Annotated in this window: 18 protein-coding genes and 1 tRNA gene; 14 read left to right on the top strand and 5 right to left on the bottom strand. The window is 71.6% G+C overall.

Annotation, left to right across the window (positions count from 1 at the left end; all coding sequences use genetic code 11):
* Positions 1 to 421: 421 nt before the first annotated feature.
* From ACWD0J_RS25745 to ACWD0J_RS25725, 5 genes are all read left to right on the top strand, one after another.
* Positions 422 to 1708 (top strand): extracellular solute-binding protein, encoded by a 1287-nt coding sequence (locus ACWD0J_RS25745; RefSeq protein ID WP_451498195.1) that lies wholly within the window; start codon positions 422 to 424, stop codon positions 1706 to 1708.
* Between the two features lie 14 nt (positions 1709 to 1722).
* Positions 1723 to 2679: a carbohydrate ABC transporter permease gene (locus ACWD0J_RS25740; protein WP_451498194.1), complete on the top strand. Its 957-nt coding sequence runs from the start codon at positions 1723 to 1725 to the stop codon at positions 2677 to 2679.
* Entirely contained in the window at positions 2676 to 3551 is an 876-nt protein-coding gene (locus ACWD0J_RS25735; protein WP_451498193.1) for a carbohydrate ABC transporter permease, read from the top strand. The genes ACWD0J_RS25740 and ACWD0J_RS25735 overlap by 4 nt, the downstream gene beginning before the upstream one ends.
* A 10-nt stretch (positions 3552 to 3561) precedes the next feature.
* Positions 3562 to 4161, top strand: a complete 600-nt coding sequence (locus ACWD0J_RS25730; protein WP_451498192.1) for a hypothetical protein — start codon at positions 3562 to 3564, stop codon at positions 4159 to 4161.
* 108 nt (positions 4162 to 4269) lie between these two features.
* Complete coding sequence (locus tag ACWD0J_RS25725; protein WP_451498191.1) at positions 4270 to 7005, top strand: exo-rhamnogalacturonan lyase family protein; 2736 nt, start codon at positions 4270 to 4272, stop codon at positions 7003 to 7005.
* A gap of 7 nt (positions 7006 to 7012) precedes the next feature.
* Here the strand turns inward: ACWD0J_RS25725 and ACWD0J_RS25720 are convergent, their stop codons facing one another.
* A complete protein-coding gene (locus ACWD0J_RS25720; protein WP_451498190.1) occupies positions 7013 to 9397 on the bottom strand; it encodes an SCO7613 C-terminal domain-containing membrane protein in 2385 nt (794 codons plus the stop codon).
* 99 nt (positions 9398 to 9496) lie between these two features.
* On the opposite strand from ACWD0J_RS25720, the gene ACWD0J_RS25715 reads away from it, so the two are divergent.
* Both ACWD0J_RS25715 and ACWD0J_RS25710 read left to right on the top strand, forming a co-directional pair.
* Positions 9497 to 9943 (top strand): SRPBCC family protein, encoded by a 447-nt coding sequence (locus ACWD0J_RS25715; RefSeq protein ID WP_451498189.1) that lies wholly within the window; start codon positions 9497 to 9499, stop codon positions 9941 to 9943.
* Positions 9944 to 9982: 39 nt separating this feature from the next.
* A tRNA-Val gene (locus ACWD0J_RS25710) sits at positions 9983 to 10054 on the top strand.
* An 80-nt stretch (positions 10055 to 10134) separates the two neighbouring features.
* Here ACWD0J_RS25710 and ACWD0J_RS25705 read toward each other — a convergent pair.
* Positions 10135 to 10863 carry an exonuclease domain-containing protein gene (locus tag ACWD0J_RS25705; RefSeq protein ID WP_451498188.1) on the bottom strand — a complete coding sequence of 243 codons (729 nt, stop codon included), beginning with the start codon at positions 10861 to 10863 and terminating at the stop codon, positions 10135 to 10137.
* Positions 10864 to 11055: 192 nt separating this feature from the next.
* Here ACWD0J_RS25705 and ACWD0J_RS25700 point away from each other — a divergent pair, with 192 nt between their 5' ends.
* The 3 genes from ACWD0J_RS25700 (at position 11056) to thrS (ending at position 14919) form a co-directional block, all read left to right on the top strand.
* Positions 11056 to 11622 carry a DUF4365 domain-containing protein gene (locus ACWD0J_RS25700; protein WP_451498187.1) on the top strand — a complete coding sequence of 189 codons (567 nt, stop codon included), beginning with the start codon at positions 11056 to 11058 and terminating at the stop codon, positions 11620 to 11622.
* Positions 11619 to 12851 carry a hypothetical protein gene (locus ACWD0J_RS25695; RefSeq protein WP_451498186.1) on the top strand — a complete coding sequence of 411 codons (1233 nt, stop codon included), beginning with the start codon at positions 11619 to 11621 and terminating at the stop codon, positions 12849 to 12851. Before ACWD0J_RS25700 ends, ACWD0J_RS25695 begins: the two co-directional genes overlap by 4 nt.
* Positions 12852 to 12942: 91 nt before the next feature.
* Positions 12943 to 14919: a threonine--tRNA ligase gene (thrS, locus tag ACWD0J_RS25690; protein ID WP_451498185.1), complete on the top strand. Its 1977-nt coding sequence runs from the start codon at positions 12943 to 12945 to the stop codon at positions 14917 to 14919.
* 28 nt (positions 14920 to 14947) lie between these two features.
* On the opposite strand, the gene ACWD0J_RS25685 is transcribed toward thrS, so the two are convergent.
* Positions 14948 to 15616, bottom strand: coding sequence for a potassium channel family protein (locus ACWD0J_RS25685; protein WP_451498184.1), 669 nt, complete (start codon positions 15614 to 15616; stop codon positions 14948 to 14950).
* 67 nt (positions 15617 to 15683) lie between these two features.
* Here ACWD0J_RS25685 and ACWD0J_RS25680 point away from each other — a divergent pair, with 67 nt between their 5' ends.
* Entirely contained in the window at positions 15684 to 16244 is a 561-nt protein-coding gene (locus ACWD0J_RS25680; protein WP_451498183.1) for an HIT family protein, read from the top strand.
* Between the two features lie 57 nt (positions 16245 to 16301).
* On the opposite strand, the gene ACWD0J_RS25675 is transcribed toward ACWD0J_RS25680, so the two are convergent.
* Together ACWD0J_RS25675 and ACWD0J_RS25670 are read right to left on the bottom strand one after the other, a co-directional pair.
* Positions 16302 to 17960, bottom strand: a complete 1659-nt coding sequence (locus ACWD0J_RS25675; protein WP_451498182.1) for a hypothetical protein — start codon at positions 17958 to 17960, stop codon at positions 16302 to 16304.
* Positions 17961 to 18167: 207 nt separating this feature from the next.
* Positions 18168 to 20366 (bottom strand): elongation factor G-like protein EF-G2, encoded by a 2199-nt coding sequence (locus ACWD0J_RS25670; RefSeq protein ID WP_451498199.1) that lies wholly within the window; start codon positions 20364 to 20366, stop codon positions 18168 to 18170.
* Positions 20367 to 20686: 320 nt separating this feature from the next.
* Between ACWD0J_RS25670 and pgsA the strand changes: the two genes are divergently transcribed.
* From pgsA to ACWD0J_RS25655, 3 genes are read left to right on the top strand one after another with little or no spacing between them, the layout of a single operon-like run.
* Positions 20687 to 21460, top strand: a complete 774-nt coding sequence (gene pgsA, locus ACWD0J_RS25665; RefSeq protein WP_451498198.1) for a phosphatidylinositol phosphate synthase — start codon at positions 20687 to 20689, stop codon at positions 21458 to 21460.
* The gene (locus ACWD0J_RS25660) at positions 21457 to 22410 is read left to right on the top strand and encodes a phosphatidylinositol mannoside acyltransferase (RefSeq protein ID WP_451498181.1); all 954 of its coding nucleotides are present in this window, start codon (positions 21457 to 21459) and stop codon (positions 22408 to 22410) included. The genes pgsA and ACWD0J_RS25660 overlap by 4 nt, the downstream gene beginning before the upstream one ends.
* Positions 22407 to 23573: a glycosyltransferase family 4 protein gene (locus ACWD0J_RS25655; RefSeq protein ID WP_451498180.1), complete on the top strand. Its 1167-nt coding sequence runs from the start codon at positions 22407 to 22409 to the stop codon at positions 23571 to 23573. Before ACWD0J_RS25660 ends, ACWD0J_RS25655 begins: the two co-directional genes overlap by 4 nt.
* Position 23574 lies beyond the last annotated feature (1 nt).

The following is a 23574-nucleotide window of genomic DNA, read 5'->3' as shown; positions in this document are numbered from 1 at the left end:
CGGAGTGCGGTCCGGTGCGGAGTGCGGTCCGGTGCGGAGTGCCGCACCGGGTCAGGCGCAGGCGGTGCCGTTCAGGGCCGCCCACCCGGTACGACGGCCCGTCTGCGAGACCGCAGACGGGCCGTCGTCGTTCGCGCGTCCGCCGGGCGCTTCCGGGCGCGGGCGACTTCCGGCCGTCCGGTCTTCGGGTCCTGCGGGCCCGTTCGTGTTCGGCCTGTCGGCCGCGGGCGCCTCACCTGCGGCATCGCTCCCTTGCGGGCCGGTGCCGGGCCCGACGTGCCGTCAACTCGCCGTGCTCGTCTTGAGAAATTCCTGTCCGAATCATTGACGCACCCCGGGGCCCTCCGTAACTTGTGCCAGCAAGCGCTTACTTGAAACGATTCATGCAGGCGGCAACGACGCTGCGCGGGGAGGCCCGACTGTGGGAACCAGCAGGAAAGTTGAGAGGCGTACGATCCTGAAGGCGGCCGGCGCCACGGCGGCCACGCTCGGGCTGGGTGCGACGGCCGCGTGCGGTGGTGACAGTGGTTCCGGAGACGGGACGGTGACACTCCGTTACGCGTGGTGGGGCGGCGAGCCGCGCACCATCGCCATCAAGAAGACGATCGCGCTCTTCGAGAAGAAGTACCCGAAGATCAAGATCAAGCCTGAATTCACCGACTACGAGGCGTTCTGGGAGAAGTTCCAGACCCAGGCCTCCGGCGGGAATCCGCCGGACGTTTTCCAGAATGCGGTCGCTTTCCTGCGCAAGTACGACGAGCGCGGTGTTCTCCTGGATCTCAAGACGCAGGCGGACGCGGGGAATCTGAGCCTGGAGAACTTCCGCAACGGCGTCCTCACCAACGGTCAGGTCGACGGCAAGCAGATCGGCATACCGGTCGGCGCCAACACCATGGCGCTCGTCATCGACCTCAAGGCCTTCAAGGCGGCGGGCGTCGAGGCGAAGTTCGGCTGGACCTGGGACGAGTACTTCGACGCGCTGCAGACCATCCAGGACAAGGTGAAGATCGCCGGTGACACCGGCTACTTCAGCATCATGTACCTCTACGACCTGTACCTGCGCCAGAACGGCAAGGCCTTCTTCACGGAGACCGATCTCGGCTTCACCGAGGACGATCTGACGCAGTGGTGGGAGGACGGCTACAAGCGCGTGCGGTCCGGGCTCGTCGCCGACCCGAAGAAGGTCGAGCAGGTCAAGCCCAAGTCCGCGCTCTCGGCGGGCCTCGCGGCGTCCGAGTTCACCTGGGACAACTTCTCCATCCGCTACGAGGGCGAGGGCGAGTCGGACTACGGGCTCGCGCCGATCCCCACCATGGACGGCAAGAACACCGGCCAGTACCTCGGTTCACTGATGATGAGCGCCTTCTCCGGGACCAAGCACCCGAAGGAAGCCGCCCAGTTCATCGACTTCATGGTCCACGACGCCGAGGCCGGCAAGATCATGGGCTACGACCGCGGCATCCTCGCCACCACCGACCAGTACGACGCGTTCAAGCCCACCGACGCCAACAACAAGGGCGTGGCGGCCTACGAGGACGAGGTCTCCAAGGCCGGCGTTCTCGGCAAGATCACCCCGCACCCGTCCGGCGCCGACGTCATCGAGGTGGCCTTCCTGCGCATCGGCGGCGAGGTCGCCCAGGGCAAGACCAAGCCGGCCGATGCCGCCAAGGCGCTGTTCAGCGAGGCCAAGGCCGCGTTCGCGGGCTGAGGGGACGTACCACCATGACGCTCGTCAAGGAAGCGCCCGTGCGCCCGGCCGGGAAGCGGTCCGCCGCTCCCGCCGCCGGGCGGCGGGGGCGACGCCGCGAGAACCTCGCCGGCTACCTCTTCATGTCGCCGTGGATCGCGGGATTCCTGCTGCTCACGGCGGGGCCGATGATCGCGTCGCTGTACTACGCGTTCACCAGCTACAACCTGTTCACACCGCCCCGGTGGGTGGGCCTGGACAACTTCACGACGATGTTCCAGGACCCGCGCTGGCAGAAGTCGGTCGAGGTCACACTGAAGTACGTGGTCGTGGCCACACCGCTGAAACTGCTGCTCGCGCTCGGCGTCGCGCTGCTGCTCGCGCAGAAGCGGAGCGGACAGGGCCTGTACCGCGCCGCGTTCTACATGCCCTCGCTCATCGGTGCCAGCGTCTCCGTCGGCTTCGTGTGGCGGGCGCTGTTCTCGGACGACGCCGTCGTGGACCGTACGCAGAAGATCTTCGGTGTCGACGTGGGCGGCTGGATCGGCAACCCGGACTACGTCCTGTACTCCCTGGTGGCGCTGAGCATCTGGCAGTTCGGCGCGCCGATGGTCATCTTCCTGGCCGGTCTCAAGCAGGTCCCGCAGGAACTGTACGAGGCCGCCGAGGTGGACGGGGCCGGTCCCCTGCGGCGGTTCTGGAACATCACGCTGCCGATGATCTCCCCGGTGCTGTTCTTCAACGTGCTGCTGGAGTCCATCCACGCGTTCCAGGTGTTCGGCTCCGCCTACGTCGTCTCCGACACCCGGTGCGGGCCCGCCGACGCCACGCTCGTCTACACCTGTTACCTGTACCAGAAGGGCTTCAAGGAGGCCCAGATGGGCTTCGCCTCCGCGATGGCCTGGACGCTGGTGATCGCGGTGGCGCTCGTCACGGCGGTCCTGTTCTGGTCGCAGAAGAAGTGGGTGCACTACGAGGAGGCCGCCAAGTGACCACTGCCACCAGCCCCGCCCTGCGCACCGCGAACGAGCGGCGGCGCACCGGCTCGATCGCCTGGCACGTGGGCGCCCTCCTCGTCCTCGCGGTCGTGCTGTATCCCGTGATCTGGGTGGTCGGTGCCTCGTTCAAGCCGAGCAAGGACATCATCGCCAGCCTCGACCTGCTGCCCACCGAGCCGGTCTGGGCGAACTTCTCCGGGCTCGCCGACGGCATCTCCGGCATCTCCATCAGCAGCTTCTTCTGGAACTCGCTGATGTACGCGGTCCTCGCGGTGGCCGGTGTCGTGCTGTCCAGCTCGCTGACCGCGTACGCCTTCGCCAAGATCCGGTTCGCCGGGCGCAACCTGCTCTTCACGCTGATGATCGGCACGCTGCTGCTGCCGTACCACGTGCTGCTCATCCCGCAGTACGTGCTCTTCCGCAACCTGGAGCTCACCGACACCCTGGTGCCGCTCGTCGCGGGCAAGTTCCTGGCCACGGAAGCCTTCTTCGTGTTCCTGATGGTGCAGTTCATGCGCGGGCTGCCCAGGGAACTGGACGAGGCCGCCAAGCTCGACGGCTGCGGGCATCTGCGCACCTACTGGTCGATCGTGCTGCCGCTGAGCCGGCCCGCCCTCATCACCAGCGCCATCTTCACCTTCATCAACGCCTGGAACGACTTCATGGGGCCGTTGATCTACCTCAACACCCCCGAGAAGTACACCGTCTCGCTCGGCCTGATGATGTTCCGCGACCAGGAGGGCATCTCCAACTACGGCAGCATGATCGCGATGTCGCTGGTGGCGCTGGTGCCGGTCATCGCCTTCTTCATGGCCTTCCAGCGCTACCTCATCGACGGTATGGCGACCTCCGGACTCAAGGGCTGAGGCGGTCACCATGGCGCAAGCACGCGTGAAGGCCCGCGCACCGCGCATGAGGTCCGTCTTCGGCGAGCGCTTCGCGGTCTTCGCCGAGTGCCTGCTCACCGGTGTGTGGATCGCCGTGGCCTGTCTCGGGGTCGTCACCTACCCCGCCGCCTTCGCCGCCGGCGCACGGCATCTGCGCCGTCGTACGGCCCACGGGAGCGGCGGCTGGCGGGAGTTCGTCGCGGACTTCCGTACGGCTGTGCGCGGCGGGTGGGTGGTCGGGCTCGCCGGCTGGGCGGTGGGGATGGCGGTCTGGGTGGATGTCCTGGCCGCGCGGGCCGGGCTTCCCGGCGGCCCGTTCGTCGGGGCCGTCGGCGTCCTCGCGCTGATCGGGGCCGCCGTGGCCCTGCTGCGGGCGGCCGCAGTCTGGACCCCGGGCGCGGTCTGGCGGACGTTGCTCGCGGATGCCGGCCGCCGTACGGTGCTCGATCCCGCCGGGTCCTTCCTGATCGTCTGCGGGCTGGCCGTCGTGGCCCTGTCCGCCTTGTTCGTCGCGCCGCTGGCGGTTCCCGTCCTGGGCGCCGTCGCGGCGGCGGCCATCGCCGTGGAGGAGCGCCACCGGCACCGCTGACGCGCGGTGCCCCCGCACCGGGCCGGCGCCCCCGGGCGCCGCGCCTCTCCCTGTCATGCCTCTGACTATCCCGCGCATCCCGCACGGAAAGGAAAGGCTGAATCTCTCATGTCTCCCATTCCCCGCAGGTCCCTCCTCAAGGCAGCCGCCGTCGCCGGAGCCGCCGCGCAGTTCAGCTGGGCGCTCGGAGCCAAGGACGCCCAGGCCGCGCCCAGAGCCGCGGACGCCGATGACGGTCCGGTGACCCTGGACTGGCTGGAGGACGGCGGCCTCGGCGCCGCCCCCGGCTCCACGGTCGGCGTGCCCTGGCCCAAGGGCGCCCACCAGGAGGACCAGAAGTTCGCGGTGACGGACGCGGACGGCAAGGCCGTGCCCGTGCAGTCGTGGCCGATCGCCTACTGGCCGGACGGCTCGCTCAAGTGGACCGCGCACGCGGTCAGTTCGGGCTCCGGCAAGCTCACCCTGACCGCCGGCGAGGCCGCCGCCCCGGCGAAGAAGGTCACTGTCGACACGAGCGGCGGCACGATCACCGTCTCCACCGGGGTCATCACCGCGAAGATCGCCAAGTCCGGTGCCACGCTGGTCAAGTCGGTCACCCGTGGCACGACGGAGATCGCCAAGAACGGCCGGCTCGTGCTGATCCGCCAGCCCGAGATCGAGGACGAGGATCAGGGCTCGGTGAAGACCGAGCGGTTCGAGGGGGCCATCGGCTCCGTCACCGTCGAGCAGGAGGGCCCGGTCCGCGCGGTCGTCCGGATCGACGGCAAGCACCGCAAGGGCGCCCGGAGCTGGCTGCCGTTCTCGATCCGCCTGTACTTCTACGCGGGCGCCGACTCCTTCCGCATGGTGCACACCATCACCTTCGACGGCACGCAGGAGCCGGGCAAGGCCAGCGGCGACTTCATCCGCGGGCTCGGTGTCCGCTTCACCGTGCCGATGCGCGACCAGTCCTACGACCGCCACATCCGCATCGGCGGCGACGGCACCGGTCTGCTGCGCGAGGCCGTCAAGGGCATCACCGGACTGCGCCGCGACCCGGGCGCGGCCGTGCAGACGGCCCAGTACGAGGGCAAGAAGCTGCCCGACCCGGCCACCTGGGACCAGCGGGTCACCACCCGCCTCCAGTACATCCCCGAGTGGGGCGACTACACCCTCTCCCAGCTCTCCGCCGACGGCTTCGGACTGCGCAAGCGCACGAAGAAGGGCCACGGCTGGATCGGCGCCGGCGGCGGCAGGCGCGCCTCCGGGTTCGGTTACGTCGGCGGCGCGAGCGGCGGACTCTCCTTCGGCCTGCGGGACTTCTGGGAGAAGTTCCCCGCCCAGCTCGACATCCGCGACGCCCAGACCGACGAGGCCGAGGTCACCCTCTGGCTCTGGTCGCCCGAGGCGCAGCCGATGGACCTGCGCTTCTACCACGACGGCATGGGCCAGGACACCTTCGCCGAGCAGCTCGAAGGCCTCAACATCACCTACGAGGACTACGAGCCCGAGTTCGGCACGCCCTACGGCATCGCCCGCACCTCCGAACTCCTCTTCTGGGCCAACGAGTCCACCCCGAGCGCCGACCAGCTCGCCGAACAGGTCGAGGCCGTACGGGTGCTGCCGCAGCTGGCCGCGCCGCCCAAGCAACTCATCAAGGCCGGGGTCTTCGGCCCGGGGCTGTACGCCGAGCCCGACCGCTCCACGCCCGCCAAGGCGAAGATCGAGGACCACCTCGACTTCCTCTTCACCTACTACAAGGACCAGGTGGAGCAACGCCGCTGGTACGGCTTCTGGGACTACGGCGACATCATGCACACCTACGACACCGTCCGGCACCAGTGGCGGTACGACATCGGCGGCTACGCCTGGGACAACTCCGAGCTGTCGCCGGACCTGTGGCTCTGGTTCGCGTACCTGCGCTCCGGCCGGGCGGACATCTTCCGGTTCGCCGAGGCGATGACCCGGCACACCGGTGAGGTCGACGTGTACCACCTGGGCAAGTGGGCCGGGCTCGGCACCCGGCACGGTGTGCAGCACTACGCCGACAGCGCCAAGCAGCAGCGCATCGCCAACACCACCTACCGGCGCTACTACTACTTCCTCACCGCCGACGAGCGGGTCGGCGACCTCATGCACGCCAACGTCGACTCCGACGAGACGTTCCTCGTCCTCGACCCGATCCGCAAGATCCGCACCGAGCCGTACACCCCCGACCGGCACGCCCTGTCGATCGGCTTCGGCACGGACTGGAGCGGGCTGGTGTCGGCCTGGCTGACGGAGTGGGAGCGCAAGGGCCCCAAGTGGGAGAAGGCCAAGGCGCGCGTGCTGTCGACGATGGAGACGATCGCCGCCCAGCCCAACGGGTTCGTGCAGGGCACCGGTCTGTACGACCTCGACACGGGCAGGTTCGCCATCGCCGACAAGCCGGTGGTCGGCGTCTCGCACCTCTCCGCCGTCTTCGGCCTCAACGAGCTGTGCGCCGAACTCATCGACCTCGTCGACATGCCGAAGTTCAACGAGGCCTACTTCGACTACTGCCGCTACTTCAACGCCACCAAAGCCGAACAGGCGGCGCGCTACGGCACCAACTTCGGCTCGCTGATCCTGTTCCAGGGCCACTCGCGCCTGGACGCGTACGCCGCCGTGCAGACCGGAGACGAGAAGCTCGCCCGGCGGGCGTGGGACAAGTTCTACAACTCCGACGGTTACAAGGAGTCGGCGCCCTGGACGACGGAGAAGCTGAGCGGCCCGGCCGCGCTGGTGCCGGGCAGCGAGGCCACGTGGGTGGCCACGAACGACACCGCGCTCTACGGCCTCGCCGCCATCGAGAACCTGGCGCTGCTGGGCGACAAGATGCCCTAGCCGGCCGCTAGTTCATCCTCCCGAGGACCTCCCGCACCCGCCGGACGTCACGGATGCGCTGCTCGTACGTCGCCCCGAGTGCGAGCAGCAGCAGTCCGGCGAGGGCGGGGGGCACCCAACGGGGGAGCAGGCCGGTCATCTGCACGAGGTACGGGGCGAGTTCGTGCAGCGTGACCAGGACCAGCACCGAGCCGCCGAGCACGAGCGGTGCCTGGAGGTGGTGCCGGGCGCCCAGCAGGGTGACCAGCAAGGCCGCCGCCCCGAGCAGCAGCGGGCGCGTCCAGTGCGCGTCGCCCCAGGCCGCGACGAGGCTCGGCGCGAGGGTGGCGGCGAGCCCGGGGCCGTACGCCGTCCAGGAGGACGCCCGCGGATCGCGGCGCCGGCGCAGCACTCCGACGAGCAGGGCCGGGACGGTGACGGGGAGCGTGTACGCCTCGGGGGTGACGACGTCCCAGCAGGCCAGCCGGACCCAGGCCGCCAGCACGAAGAGGGCGGTGGCCGCGTAGCCGAGGGGGCGGCGGTCCGGGCGTACGGCCGTGCCGGCGGTGATCACCGCGCACAGGGCCAGGACCAGGGCCAGCAGGGGCGGGTCGGTGACGGCGAGGACTACGGCGAGCAGGCCGGCGGCGGCGCCCGCCGCCTCCACCGGCACGGTCGCCGGGGAGCCGCCGAGCCGCGCCGCGAGCAGCGCCGCGACCGCGGGCACCGTGAGGACGAGCAGGGCGGTGTGCGCGGGCGGCCAGTGGGCGGCGGCACCGGTCGCGCAGGCGAGCGCGGCGGCGTACCCGAGGGCCGCCGGGGCCGTGACGGGGCTGAGGCGGCGCTGCCGGGAGGCGGTCGCGAAGAGCGTGGTCAGGGCGGAGAGCACGGCCAGGGTCGCGCTCTGCGTGGCGAGGGAGAGGAAGGCGAGGCCGAGGGAGGTGACCAGCGCGAGGACGAGCGCCGCCAGGCGGACGGACCGGGGTCCGGGGGTGGCTCGCGGGACGTACCCCGCCACCGCGAGGGCGGCGCCGGTTGTGACTCCCGCCGCCGACAGGCCGACGACGTAGGGGAGTTCCAGGACCGGTGCGAGGGTGAGCACCGCGGCCCAGGCCAGGCACAGCGCGCCGGTCAGGGCCCGCGGACGCCAGGCCGTGCCGCGGACCGCCAGGACGAGGACGGCCGCGACGGCCGCCAGCACGAGGGGAGCCGTCGCCGCGTACGGCGGCCAGGGCGTGCCGGCCGTCACCGCGGCCCGGGCGTCCGGGGGAGCGCCGGTCCACGCCCGGGTCACCCAGCCGACCGGTCCCAGCAGCGTGACCACGAGGACGGGCAGCGCCCACAGCACGGCGCATGCCTGTACGGCGCCGCAGGCCCCCGCGAGGCCGCGCCGCACCGCGTCCGGCAGCCGCCCGGACCGCACCGCCGCCAGCAGGGCGATCCCGCAGGCCAGGTGCACCGGGACCGCCCACACCGCCGGCAGCGCCGGGCGCGCCGCACCGGCGACCGCGCCGACCGCGAGCAGCCCCGAGGCGACGGCGAGACCGACGGCCCGCTGCCCGCCCTGACTCCGCCAGGCGGCGCCCAGCGCGAGGGCGGTCGCGAGGAGGAGGAGCGCCGCCGCGCGGGCGGCGGCACCCGGACCGGTGGCCGTCCAGGACAGCCAGCCGGCGGCCAGCACGCCCCAGGCGCCGAGGCCGTACGCGCCGGCGGCGGCGACGACCCGCACGGACCGGGTGACCGGGCGGAGCGCCACCGCCGCGTCGAGCCCGGCCGTCACCAGCAGCGCCGCCGTGACCCCGTACGGCCCGGCGTCGACGGCCAGCGCCCCGAGGAACAGCGGGAGTTGGGCGGCCGCCAGGGCGGCGGGGACGGGCAGGCGCAGCGCGGTCGTGGCCGGCAGCAGCCCGTACGCGGTCCACACCCCGGCGAGCACGGCCGCCGCGAGGGCCGCGTACCCCGTGCCGTCGGTCCCCGCGAGCGCGGCCTCGTGCAGGGCGTAGGCGTCGAGCACCGTCAGCGCGAGCCCGAGGCCGGCCACCGACTCGGCCGTCGAACGCAGCCCCCGCTTCAGCAGCGCCGCCGGCCCGGCGAGCGCGGCCAGCGTGACCGCGCCCAGCACCACGGCCCGCCCGGCGATCCCCAGGTCACCCCAGCTGACCAGCGTGAACACCATCGCCGCCACGGTGAGCAGGACACCGCCGAGCAGGAGGAGGAGGTTCTGGACACGGGGCGCGGAGGTCTCCGGACGGGGTGCGGCCACCGGCCTCGGCATCGGTGTCGGCTGCGGCTGTTGCAGGGTGCTGATCAGCCAGGCGCGACGGGCCAGCAACTGGGACCGGCGGGCGTCCAGCTGCCACAGCTCGGCGTCGAGGAGCCGCAACTCCTCGGGCGGGGGCGGGATGTGCGTCATGCCGCCGAGTGTGGTCCGGGTCACGTCGTACGGCATGAGTGGGGGTACTCAGCGGCGTACTCAGATGTGTGCCCGCCGTGCGCGGGGCAGACTCCGCTCATGGACTGGACCCATTACCGCTTCCGCAGCCTGTGGCCGCTGCCCGCCCCGCCCGCCGCCGTGTACGAGGCGCTGGAGCGGGTCGAGGACTATCCGCGCTGGTGGCGCCAGGTGCGCGAGGTGAACCGGATCGACGGCACGACCGGCGTCGTCCGCATCCGCTCCCTCCTTCCGTACGACATGACCTTCACCGCCCGCGAGGTGCGGCGCGATCCGGCGGCCGGAGTGCTGGAGGTCGCCCTGACCGGGGACATCGACGGCTGGGCACGCTGGACGGTCACCCCGGACGGGACGGGCAGCACGGCCCGTTACGAGCAGGTCGTCGACGTCAGCAAGCCGCTGCTGAGGCGCTTCGCCGTCCCGGGACGGCCCGTCTTCCGCGCCAACCACTGGCTGATGATGCGGTCGGGGCGGCGGGGTCTCGCCGGCCACCTGGCAACGGTTTGAAGGAAACCCGCGGAGACCTGTATTGTTCAGTGCGTTCCCGGGCGATTAGCTCAGTGGGAGAGCGCTTCGTTCACACCGAAGAGGTCACTGGTTCGAACCCAGTATCGCCCACCGGGACAGAGCCGGTCCGCATCGCGCGGACCGGCTCTTCCGTGTGTCCGCGGGCGTCACCGGCGGCCGGTGACACCGCGCTACGCGGCTGCCGCGGGCAGGTCCGGGCGCAGGGGCCAGGCCGGATCCACCGCCTCCTCCGTGCCGCTGCGCGCGAACCACGCCTCCAGGCCCCGCGCCTGCGCCGCGTGCCACACCGCCTGGAGGGTGTGCAGTTCGGCCGGGCTCAGCCGCTCCAGCCGTTCCGCGAACCGGCGTCCCACCGCCCGGACGACCTCCAGCGCGGCCAGCGCGTCGGCCCCCGCGTCGTGCGCGCCCTCCAGCGGGATGCCGTAGTGCGCGCACAGGTCGGCGAGGGTGCGGCGGCCCTTGCGGTAGCGGTCCAGGTGCTTGTCCAGGACCCGCGGGTCGAGCACCAGCAAGGGTGACGCCTCGAACCAGCGGTCCAGGGGCGAGGCGCGGTGCCGGCGCAACTCCCGGTCCAGGAGCGTCAGATCGAACGGCGCGTTCATCACGGCCAACGGCCGCCCCGCCACGGCCTGTTCGGCCAGCGACTCCGCTATCTCGTACATCACCGGAGCCGGCCAGCGGCCGTTGCGCTGGAGATGCTCCTCGGTCAGTCCGTGCACCTGCGTCGCCCCGGCGGGGACCGGCACCCCCGGGTTCACCAGCCACCGGGTCACCCGCGGCCGGGTGCCCGGAGCGTCCTGGACGACGACGGCGGCCGACACGATCCGGTCGGCCTCCACGTCCACACCCGTGGTCTCCGTGTCGAAAGCGGCCAGGGGCCCTTCGTACCAGCAAGCCATATCTTCTCAACCCCTTTTTCACCCAAGGCAGCTGACGCCCCGTCGTCTGCCCCGTTTGGTGATACCCGGGCTGTTTGCGCCGTACGCCGGAAGGACACAACAGGAATACGGGTCCTTGCAGTTCAGCGGCCCGACGTGGGACGCACTCGGCCCCGGTGTGGGCTTTTCACTTGTCCGGGAAGGCTGTTGGCCATGGCGATAGCGCAGCCCGAGCGGGGCGGGCTGCTGCCCGAACGCGCGGGCCCCCATCGCGGCACACTCGCCACCACCGCCTGCATGGAGACACTGCAGGTGGGTTACCTGCACGCGGTCGCGGCGGCCGCGGGGTGCTCGCTGTCGCAGCCCTTTCCGGACAACGGCATCGACTGGCACGTCAGCCACAGCGCGCCCGGGCACACCGTCGACGACGAGGTGACCATCAAGGTGCAGCTCAAGTGCACGTACCAGATCCCGCCGAACCCTCCCGGCCGCTCTTTCTCCTTCACGCTCGACAACGACCACCTGCGCAAGCTCGCCCGCACCCCGGTCTCGGTGCACAAGATCCTGGTCGTGATGCTCGTCCCGCGGACGCGGGACCAGTGGCTGCGGGCCGGTCACGACCGGCTCGACCTCAGGCACTGCTGCTACTGGGTCAACCTCGCCGGCCGCCCGGTCACCGGCCGGACCCGGACCACCGTGCGGATACCGACCTCACGCATCTTCGACGACCGGGCGCTGTGCGAGATCATGACGCGGGTCGGTACCGGAGGCAGACCATGACGCACCGCCCGCCGGGCGAGCCGCCGCGGCCCGCGCGACCGCATCCCGTCGACCGTCCCGCCGCCACCTGGAACCGTCCCCCCGACCCCGCCGCGGTGGACCCCGCCGTGCTCGGCGCCCTGCTGCGCCGGCACGGCTGGCAGCGGCGCGGGGGAGCGGCCGGACGCTACGGCCGCTGGACCCCGCCCGGCTCCGGAGGCGGTCTGAGCCTGCTGGTGCCCGAGAGCCGGGCCTTCCCCGACAGCGACGACCTGCTCGGCGAGGCGCTCCTCGCGCTGTCCCGCAGCGGCGCGCTCTCCGCACGCGAGGTGCTGGTCTCCCTCGCCGTGCCCAGCGACGAGATCCGCTGGTGGCGCGACGTCCCGGCCGGTCCGGCCGGTGCCGCCTCCTGGACCGTCGAGGAGCAGTTGCGCACGGCGGCCCGGCAGACGCTGCTCGCCGGAGCGCTCGCCACGCGCGCGCGGGCGGGTTACTACGGCGCCCGCTACCGCCGCACCGCCGCCGCGTCCCTGGAGAACGTCCTCGTCGGCTCCGCGGCCGAAGGGCGCCGGCTCACCGCGTTCGTCCCCGTCGACTCCGGCCGCCCGCTCGCCGTACGCCTGCACCAGGCGCTGTACGCCGCCCGTGAGGCCATCGACTACCAGCGCGCCACCGGCGGCATGGACGCCTTCGACGGCGCGGTGGAGGCGGGCGTCAGCCGCGAGTTCACCGAGGCGCTGATCGCCCTCGTGCGCGGTACGGAGGGGGCCCGCGTCGCCGTGGAGTGGGCACCGGCGGCCGGGGTCCCCGAAGGGTGCGCGGCCCCCGCCGAGGCCGTCGAGTTCTCGCCCGGCGACCTGCCCGTCCTGCGCGAGGCCGGCGCCCGCTATCTGCGCGCGGAACCCTCCGTGCCGGTGCGGCTCACCGGGGCGGTGGTCCGCATGCGCAGGTCGGGGCCGCGCGGGGAGGGCACGGTGCGGCTGCGCGTGATCGCGGGCGCCGAGGTTCCGCACATCCGGCTGACGCTGGACGAGGAGGCGTACCGGATCGCCGGGCACGCGCACCTCGTCGGGCTGCCGGTGCGGGTGCTCGGGCGGCTGGAGAGCCGGGGCGGGTTCCGGCGGCTCACGGACGCCTCCGGGGTCGAACCGGTACAGGTGGACGAGGCGGAGCGGGACCGGCTGATGAAGTCCCTGCAGGAGACGGCGGAGATCACGGCGTTCTTCGAGGAGGCCTGCGGAGGGGACTGATTTCGCGGTGGGCGGGCCCGGGTCGGTACGATCCCCTCTTGCGCGCGCTCTCGGTACGACGCCCGCATCCGCCTTCAGTCAGGAGAGACCGGTGTCAGACGTCCGTGTGATCATCCATCGCGATTCCGAGCGGGAAGAGCGCGTGGTGACGACGGGCACCACGGCCGCCGAGCTCTTCGCCGGCGAGCGCTCGATCATCGCCGCGCGCGTGGGCGGCGAGCTGAAGGACCTGTCGTACGTCCTGTCCGAGGGCGAGGAGGTCGAGGGCGTCGAGATCTCCTCCGAGGACGGCCTCGACATCCTGCGCCACTCCACCGCGCACGTCATGGCGCAGGCCGTGCAGGAACTCTTCCCCGAGGCCAAGCTGGGCATCGGCCCGCCGGTCAAGGACGGCTTCTACTACGACTTCGACGTCGACAAGCCCTTCACGCCCGAGGATCTCAAGGCCATCGAGAAGAAGATGCAGGAGATCCAGAAGCGCGGCCAGCGCTTCTCGCGCCGGGTCGTCACCGACGAGGCCGCCCGCGAGGAACTGGCCGACGAGCCGTACAAGCTGGAGCTCATCGGCATCAAGGGCGCGGCCTCCTCCGACGACGGCGCGGACGTCGAGGTCGGGGCCGGCGAGCTGACGATCTACGACAACCTGGACGCCAAGACCGGCGACCTGTGCTGGAAGGACCTCTGCCGCGGTCCCCACCTGCCCACCACCCGGAACATCCCCGCGTTCAAGCTGATGCGCAACGCCGCCGCCTACTGGCGCGGCAGCGAGAAGAACCCGATGCTCCAGCGCATCTACGGCACCGCCTGGCCGACCAAGGACGAGCTGAAGGCGCACCTCGACTTCCTCGCCGAGGCCGAGAAGCGCGACCACCGCAAGCTGGGCTCCGAGCTCGACCTGTTCTCCATCCCCGAGCAGATCGGCTCCGGCCTCGCCGTCTTCCACCCCAAGGGCGGCATCATCCGCCGGGTCATGGAGGACTACTCGCGCCGCCGCCACGAGGAGGAGGGCTACGAGTTCGTCTACACCCCGCACGCGACGAAGGGGAAGCTCTTCGAGACCTCGGGCCACCTGGACTGGTACGCCGACGGCATGTACCCGCCCATGCAGCTCGACGAGGGCGTGGACTACTACCTCAAGCCCATGAACTGCCCGATGCACAACCTGATCTTCGACGCGCGCGGCCGCTCCTACCGTGAACTGCCGCTGCGCCTCTTCGAGTTCGGGACCGTGTACCGGTACGAGAAGTCGGGCGTCGTGCACGGCCTGACCCGCGCCCGCGGCTTCACCCAGGACGACGCGCACATCTACTGCACGCGCGAGCAGATGGCCGAGGAGCTCGACAAGACCCTCACCTTCGTCCTCGGCCTGCTGCGGGACTACGGCCTGACCGACTTCTACCTGGAGCTGTCCACCAAGGACCCGGAGAAGTTCGTCGGCTCCGACGACGCCTGGGAGGAGGCCACGGAGACGCTGCGCCAGGTCGCCGAGAAGCAGGGCCTGCCCCTGGTCCCGGACCCGGGCGGCGCCGCGTTCTACGGCCCGAAGATCTCCGTCCAGACCAAGGACGCCATCGGCCGCACCTGGCAGATGTCGACGATCCAGCTCGACTTCAACCTGCCGGAGCGCTTCGAGCTGGAGTACACCTCGCCCGACGGCTCCAAGCAGCGGCCGGTCATGATCCACCGCGCGCTGTTCGGCTCCATCGAGCGGTTCTTCGCGGTGCTGCTGGAGCACTACGCAGGCGCGTTCCCGGCGTGGCTGGCGCCGGTGCAGGCGGTCGGCATCCCGATCGGCGACGGGCACGTCGAGTACCTGGAGAAGTTCGCCGCGGCGGCCAGGAAGAAGGGCCTGCGGGTGGAGGTCGACTCCTCCTCGGACCGGATGCAGAAGAAGATCCGCAACGCCCAGAAGCAGAAGGTGCCCTTCATGGTCATCGCGGGCGACGAGGACATGTCGAACAGCTCGGTGTCCTTCCGCTACCGCGACGGCTCGCAGGAGAACGGCATCCCGTTCGACGAGGCCATCGCGAAGATCGCGCAGGTCGTGGAGGAGCGGGCGCAGGTCTGATCCGGTGGGTGTCGGGCCCCCGGCGAGATCATCCCGCCGGGGGCCTTCCGTCGTCCTCCCGCCCGAACACCTGGAGCAGCCAGGAGGCGAAGGTCCCGGTCACCGCGCCCAGCAGGGCCAGCCCGATCGCCATCAGCCCGACCGCGATCAGGCGCCCGGCCGGAGTGACGGGGGCGACGTCGCCGTAGCCGACGGTCGCGAGGGTCGCGCAGGTCCACCACACGGCGTCCCCGAAGGTCCGCACGGTCGCCCCCGGTGCCGCGTGCTCCTGCTGGTAGACGCCGAGGGCGCCCGTGAAGCCGAGCAGGACGGCGGCCAGCCCGGCGTAGACCATCACGCGCGCGTGCAGCGCGAGACGGGGCCGGCCGTGGTGGTGCCGCACGGCCTCGTACACCCTGACGACCCGCAGCGGCCGCAGCAGCGGCAGGAGCAGCACCACGGTGTCCAGCCAGTGCGTCCGTACGAACCGCAGCCGCTGCCCGCTCAGCCGCCAGCGCACCCCGTAGTCGACGGCGAACAGGGCCCAGGCGGTAAGGATCAGCCCGAGGCAGAGGGCTCGCAGTCCGTCGGGCGGATCACCGGTCAGCACGCGGACCGCGTACGCGGCGAGAAACACCAGCGACGCGACGGCCAGAGGGCCTTCCGTACGGCGTTCCCAGCGGGCCTTGCGACTGTCCTCGTCCTCCGCGTCGTCCACCGGCCCAGCTTGGCCCGGGACGGTTTTCCGCGAACCCCGCCGACACGGCGCGAACGGGCGAAGCAATATGCTGCACTGCATGACGAGTGAGCCGGAGCAGCAGTGGGGCGTGGGGACCCAGGACGCGTTCCAGCGTCTGTGGACGCCCCATCGGATGGCCTACATCCAGGGTGAGAACAAGCCGACCGGCCCGGGTGCCGACGACGGTTGCCCCTTCTGCTCGATTCCGGCCAAATCCGACGAGGACGGGCTGGTCGTCAGGCGCGGTGAGCAGGTCTACGGGGTGCTCAACCTGTACCCGTACAACGGCGGCCACCTGATGGTCGTGCCCTACCGTCACGTGGCCGACTACACGGACCTCACGGACGCGGAGACGGCCGAGCTGGCCCTGCTGACCAAGCAGGCGATGACCGCCCTGCGTACCGCCTCCGGAGCGCACGGCTTCAACATCGGGATGAACCAGGGCTCGGTGGCCGGCGCCGGTATCGCCGCGCATCTGCACCAGCACATCGTCCCGCGCTGGGGCGGCGACACGAACTTCATGCCGGTGGTCGGCCACACCCGGGTGCTGCCGCAGCTGCTGGCGGACACCCGCAAGATGCTGGCGGACGCCTGGCCCACGGCCTGAGCGTCCCGGGCGGGGAGGGGCCGGCGAAGGGGGCCGGAAGGCTCGGCCCCCTCGCGCCTACGCGTCGTACACGTCGGCCTTCCTGGGCGACGGGTCCTGCACCGCCGTACTGAGGAACGCCGACCGGTTGCCGAACTTCTCCGTGTCCACGCCGTTCTCGGTCAGGACCCGGATCGCCGCCGAGTGCACCACCCGCAGCACCGGCGTCGCGGCGCGCAGCGCGTCGTCGGCCATGAAGCGGTGCCGCCACGGCTTGTCCGCCCAGGCGTGCCGCAGCCCGAACGGCTCGGGCAGGGCCAGGCTGCCGCCGAGCCAGTTGAGCAGCGGCGGATACCAGGTCAGGGGCGCCCGGGCGGTCAGCCGCACCACCTCGTCCGCGTCGACCAGCGGAAGCTTCACCTTCCGGGTCTCCCAGAACCTCAGCGACTTCTGGACCTCCTTCTCCCTGGCCGCCGGGCCCGAGGTGAACAGGCCGTGCACCGGTCCCAGGGCGTGCCCGGTCACCTCGATGCGCAGGGTCTCGTGCAGCACGGTCACCGTGATCAGCATGGTGATCACCAGCTGTCCGTCCCACAGCGTCCACTGCACGCCCAGGTAGTGCCGGTCGCCCGCGCCGAACTGCTGCTTGTTGCAGATGTCCTGTATGGCGTGCGACTTGACCTGGTACGCCTCCACGTCGGTGCCCTCGGGCCGGGACACCGCCGTCGCGTTCTCCGCGATGGGCGTGACCACCCAGTGCCGTATCGACGGCTTCGGGAAACCGCCGGTGTTCAGCGGGCCGCGCTCCAGCATGCGCAGCTGGTCGTGGATCGAGCGGATGACGTCCCAGCTGCGGAAGGGGTGGATCTCGCGGGTGGGGTCGGCCGGCACGAGGTCCTCGGCGAGCTGCCAGCTGCCCCAGCGGGTGCCCATGCCGAGTATGCCCTTGGGGCCGGCGTAGAAGACCGAGTTGGACTGCTGCTCGGCGCCCAGCTTGGCCAGCGACTGACGCAACTGCTCGGCGGCGGTCTCGCGGGGGCTGGTCGGCACCGCCTCGGGCACCTTCGCTCCGACGCTGCTGCCGGAGAGCAGACTGCTCCAGCGGCCCCGCAGGTCCGCCGCGGTGCGCTCGCAGATCTGCTTGGCCCAGAACCAGCCGACCACGGGCATGACCACCGCCGCGCGTCCGTACCAGGCCCAGAAGCCCGAGAACGGCATCTTGACCACGAAGAGCACGGCGAGCGCGCCCACACCGACGAGCAGTGCGGTGCCGAACGCGCTGGCCCGGCCCTCCACCTTGGCCAGCGTGGTGCGGATCTGGAAGACCAGCAGCCAGATCAGCAGCCCGGGCAGGAACAGCAGACCGCACAGCACCATGACGATGGTCAGCAGATTGTCGCGGTCCCTGCGGATGTTGTTCGCCGCGAGACAGTGCTCGACCACGACCTGCGGCTCGGCGCCGAAGGACTGGATGAGCGGTTTGCGGCCGGGACCGAGCATGCGGGCGGCCACGGCCGTGGAGAAGGCCTCACCCAGGTTGGGCCGGAAGATCCGCGCCCACCTGCGACCGCCCTTGACGCTCGACGCGTGCCACTCGTTGTTGGCCTTGAGGATCTCCTCCACCGGATTGTCCCGATAGGCCGCCGAGGCCAGCGCGTACGTCGCCGTCTGGCCCTCGTCGCCCGTGCGCGGCACCTGCGGACCGAAGAAGTCCGCGTAACCGCTGTCAACGGCCATTCCCGCCCCCGATCGCCACAGGTCTTGCTCCTGCGGCCTTCCCGACTTCCGTGCTCCGCACACCTGTTGATCAGGTCGTCAGCGTATCCGCAGGCAGTGACATCCGTCCCGGACGCCCCCACATCCGTCGGCGGACGGCCGAAGCCGCCCGCCGACGGGGAGGGCAACCTTGCGTGAACGCCCTCCCGGGGAGGCGTCCGTCGTCAACTACGAGACGGCGCCCGCCTTTTCCCGGAGTCTGTCGGCGACCTGCGGGGGCATCGGCTCGTGCCGCGCGTAGGAACGGCTGAAACGCGCCGTGCCGTGGGACAGGGAGCGCAGGTCGACGGCGTACCGGCCGATCTCGATCTCGGGCACCTCGGCCCGCACCAACGTCCGTCCGCCGCCGGTCTGTTCCGTGCCGAGCACCCGGCCGCGCCGCCCGGACAGGTCGCTCATCACGACGCCCACGTAGTCGTCGCCGACCAGGACGCTCACCTCGGCCACCGGCTCCAGCAGATGGATCCTCGCGTCGGCCGCCGCCTCCCGCAGGGCCAGCGCGCCGGCCGTCTGGAAGGCGGCGTCGGAGGAGTCCACGGAGTGCGCCTTGCCGTCCAGCAGCGTGACCCGGATGTCGATCAGCGGATGGCCGGCCGCGACACCCTTCGCCGCCTGGCTCCGTACGCCCTTCTCGACGGACGGGATGAACTGGCGCGGCACCGCCCCGCCGACGACCTTGTCCACGAACTCGATGCCCGAGCCGCCCGGCAGCGGCTCCACCTCGATCTCGCAGATCGCGTACTGCCCGTGCCCGCCGGACTGTTTCACATGGCGGCCGCGCCCGCCCGACTTCGCGGCGAACGTCTCCCGCAGGGAGACCTTGTGCGGCACGACGTCGACCTGGACGCCGTACCGGTTGCGCAGCCGTTCCAGCGCGACGTCGGCGTGCGCCTCGCCCAGGCACCACAGGACGACCTGGTGGGTGTCCTGGTTATGCTCCAGCCGCATCGTCGGGTCCTCGGCGACCAGCCGGGACAGGCCCTGGGAGAGCTTGTCCTCGTCGGCCTTGCTGTGCGCCTGGATGGCCAGCGGCAGCAGCGGGTCCGGCATCTCCCACGGCTCCATGAGCAGCGGGTCGTCCTTGGCCGACAGCGTGTCCCCGGTCTCCGCGCGGCTCAGCTTCGCCACGCACGCGAGATCGCCGGCGATGCAGTGGGTGAGTGCCCGCTGCTGCTTGCCGAACGGCGCGGACAGCGCGCCGATCCGCTCGTCGACATCGTGATCCTCGTGCCCGCGGTCGGCCAGCCCGTGCCCGGAGACGTGCACGGTCGCGTCCGGCCGCAGCGTGCCGGAGAAGACCCGCACCAGGGAGACCCGGCCGACGTAGGGGTCGGACGCCGTCTTGACGACCTCCGCCACCAGCGGACCGTCCGGATCGCACAGCCTCAGCTCACGCGGCTTGCCCTCGACCGTGGTGACCCGGGGCGCCGCGCGTTCCAGCGGGGTCGGGAAGCCGCGGGTGATCAGCTCCAGCAGCTCGACGGTGCCGAGCCCGTGCCGGGCGCCCCCGGCCGCGGGGGCGGCGGCCAGGACGGGGAAGAACACCCCGCGCGCGACGGCCCGTTCCAGGTCCTCGATCAGCGTCCCGACGTCGATCGGCTCGCCGCCGAGGTAGCGGTCCATGAGGGTCTCGTCCTCGCTCTCCGCGATGATCCCCTCGATCAGCCGGTTGCGGGCCTCCTCGATCAGCGGCAACTGGTCCTCGCCCGGCTCGGACTCCTTGCGCTCGCCGGTCGAGTAGTCGAACAGCTTCTGCGACAGCAGCCCGATCAGCCCGGTCACGGGCGCGTGCCCGTCCGGCGCCTGCGGGCCGCGCAGCGGCAGGTACAGCGGCAGTACGGCGTCGGGATCGTCGCCGCCGAAGGCCTGGGCGCAGATCCGCGTCATCTCCTCGAAGTCCGCCCGGGCGGCCTCCAGGTGCGTGACGACGATCGCCCGCGGCATGCCGACGGCGGCACACTCCTCCCACACCATGCGGGTCGAGCCGTCCACCCCGTCGGAGGCGGAGACGACGAAGAGGGCCGCGTCCGCCGCTCGCAGACCGGCCCTCAGCTCCCCGACGAAGTCGGCGTATCCCGGGGTGTCGAGAAGGTTGATCTTGAACCCGTCCCATTCGACGGGCACCAGGGAGAGCTGCACCGAGCGCTGCTGCCGGTGCTCGATCTCGTCGTAGTCGGAGACGGTGCCGCCGTCCTCCACGCGGCCCGCCCGGTTCACGGCCCCCGCGGTGAGCGCGAGGGCTTCCACCAGTGTCGTCTTGCCCGATCCGCAGTGGCCGACCAGCACCACATTCCGTACGGACGCGGGGTGGTCGGCCGCTGTCGCCCTGCCGGCGGCTCCGGGGTGTGCGTTCGCCTTGTCGCCCATGGCCTTGCCTCCCGTGCACGGTGAGGTCACTGTGGGCGCGGACACGCCGGGTCCGCGTGCGATGGCGGCTCCGGCGACGCCCGCGGTGTTCTTCGAGCTTTCCACTCCCGTCACGGTGCGTCCATACGACGGACGCGACAGCCCCACCAAGCCCTCGACGCCGACGGACGCGACAGCACCACAGAGCCCTCGGCGCCGGTGGTGCGATCCGCCGCGGGCCCTCGGCCCGAGCGGCGCGACCGTGCCGTGACCCGGATGCCGCCCGCCCGTGACCCGGGCCGGTGGTGCCCGCCCGTCGCCCACCCGCGCGCGTGGCTACGATGGGCCAGCCGGTGGCCAGCAGGGGCCGCTCGGCCACACCGACCCTCGGGAAGGCCATGCTGAACAAGTACGCGCGTGCATTCTTCACGCGTGTCCTCACGCCGTTCGCCGCGTTTCTCATCCGCCGGGGCGTCAGTCCCGACGCGGTCACGCTCATCGGCACCGCCGGTGTGGTCGCGGGGGCGCTGGTCTTCTACCCCAGGGGTGAGTTCTTCTGGGGCACGGTCGTGATCACGCTCTTCGTGTTCTCCGACCTCATCGACGGCAACATGGCACGCCAGCTCGGCCGTTCCAGCCGCTGGGGCGCCTTCCTGGACTCCACGCTCGACCGGGTCGCCGACGGCGCGATCTTCGGCGGCTTCGCCCTCTGGTACGCCGGGAACGGCGACGACAACGTCCTGTGCGCGGTCTCGATCTTCTGTCTGGCGAGCGGCCAGGTGGTGTCGTACACCAAGGCGCGTGGCGAGTCGATCGGTCTGCCGGTCGCCGTGAACGGACTGGTCGAGCGGGCCGAGCGCCTGGTGATCGCCCTGGTGCTGGCCGGACTCTCGGGGCTGCACACGTTCGGCGTGCCCGGTATCCAGTACCTGCTGCCGATCGCCCTGTGGATCGTGGCCGTCGGCAGCCTGGTCACACTGATCCAGCGGGTCGTCACGGTCCGCCGGGAGTCCGCCGAGGCGGAGGCCGCGACCGCCCAGGAGCAGCAGGGGCAGCAAGAGCAGCAGGGGCAGCAGGAGGCCCAGGAGGCCCAGGGGAGCGAGGCGGCGAAGTGAGCGCCCAGGACCGGGTCACCGACGGGCTCTACGGCCTCGGCTGGAGCGTGGTCAAGAAGCTGCCCGAGCCGGTCGCCGTACGCCTCGGCCGGAGCATCGCCGACCTCGCCTGGAAGCAGCGCGGCGCGGGCGTGCGGCGGCTGGAGCGCAACTACGCGCGCGTGGTGCCCGACGCGAGCCCCGAGCGCCTCGCCGCACTGTCCCGCGCGGGCATGCGGTCGTACCTGCGCTACTGGATGGAGTCCTTCCGGCTTCCCGCCTGGAGCCCCGAGCGCATCAGGGACGGGGTGGAGGTCAAGGACCTCCACCGCCTCACCGACGGTCTCGCGGCCGGCCGGGGCGTCGTCCTCGCGCTGCCGCACATGGCCAACTGGGACCTCGCCGGCGCCTGGCTCACCACCGCGCTGAAGATCCCGTTCACGACGGTCGCCGAACGCCTCAGGCCGGAGACGCTGTACGACCGTTTCGTCGCCTACCGCGAGGGCCTCGGCATGGAGGTCCTGCCGCACAGCGGGGGCTCCGCCTTCGGCACCCTGGCCCGGCGGCTGCGCGAGGGCGGCCTGGTCTGCCTGGTCGCCGAACGGGACCTGTCGAGCTCCGGCGTCGAGGTCACGTTCTTCGGCGAGACCATCCGGATCCCGGCCGGCCCGGCGCTGCTCGCCCAGCAGACCGGGGCGCTGCTGCTGCCGGCGACGCTCTGGTACGACGACTCGCCGGTCATGCGGGGCCAGGTGCATCCCCCGGTCGAGGTGCCCGGGACCGGTACGCGGGCCGAGAAGACGTCCGTCATGGCACAGGCGCTGGCCGACGCCTTCGCCACAGGGATCGCCGAACACCCGGAGGACTGGCACATGCTGCAGCGTTTGTGGCTCGCTGATCTCGACCCCGCGAAGGACCCCTCGGCCGGCGCCTCGGCCCGTCCCTCGGATCCCGGGAAGGGAACCCCGTGAGGATCGGCATCGTCTGCCCGTACTCCTGGGACGTGCCGGGCGGCGTCCAGTTCCACATCCGCGACCTCGCCGAGTACTTCCTCCGCCTCGGCCACGAGGTGTCGGTCCTCGCCCCCGCCGACGACGACACCCCGCTGCCGCCGTACGTCGTCTCGGCCGGCCGCGCGGTGCCGGTGCCGTACAACGGCTCGGTGGCCCGGCTGAACTTCGGCTTCCTGTCGGCGGCCCGGGTACGGCGCTGGCTGCACGACGGCGCGTTCGACGTCATCCACATCCACGAACCGGCCTCGCCGTCCCTCGGCCTGCTCGCCTGCTGGGCGGCGCAGGGCCCGATCGTGGCCACCTTCCACACCTCCAACCCGCGCTCCCGGGCCATGATCGCCGCGTACTCGATCCTGCAGGCCGCCCTGGAGAAGATCAGCGCCCGGATCGCCGTGAGCGAGTATGCCCGCCGGACGCTCGTCGAGCATCTCGGCGGGGACGCGGTGGTGATCCCGAACGGCGTCGACGTGGACTTCTTCGCCAGGGCCGAGCCGAAGCCCGAGTGGCAGGGCGACACCATCGGCTTCGTGGGCCGTATCGACGAGTCCCGCAAGGGCCTGCCGGTGCTGATGAAGGCCCTGCCGAAGATCCTCGCCGAGCGTCCGCGGACCCGGCTGCTGGTCGCCGGGCGCGGTGACGAGAAGGAGGCGGTGGAGTCGCTGCCCGCCGAACTCCGCCCGCGGGTGGAGTTCCTCGGCATGGTCAGCGACGAGGACAAGGCGCGTTTCCTGCGCAGCGTCGACCTGTACGTCGCCCCCAACACCGGCGGCGAGAGCTTCGGGATCATCCTGGTCGAGGCGATGTCGGCGGGCGCCCCCGTGCTGGCCTCGGACCTGGACGCCTTCGCCCAGGTACTGGACCAGGGCGCGGCGGGCGAGCTGTTCGCCAACGAGGACGCCGACGCCCTCGCCCGGGCCGCGGTACGCCTGCTGGGGGACCCGGAGCGGCGGGCCGAGCTGCGCGCGCGGGGGAGCGCCCACGTGCGGCGGTTCGACTGGTCGACGGTCGGCGCGGACATCCTGTCCGTGTACGAGACCGTGGCGGCCGGGGCGGCGGCGGTCGCCGCGGACGACGACCGGACGCCGTGGCTGCGGTCCAGGCTGGGGCTGGCGCGGGACTGAC

The sequence above is a fragment of the Streptomyces sp. NPDC003011 genome (assembly GCF_053591515.1).
Note: the sequence above shows the minus strand (reverse complement) of the source record. Positions and strands in the feature narration are given on the sequence as shown.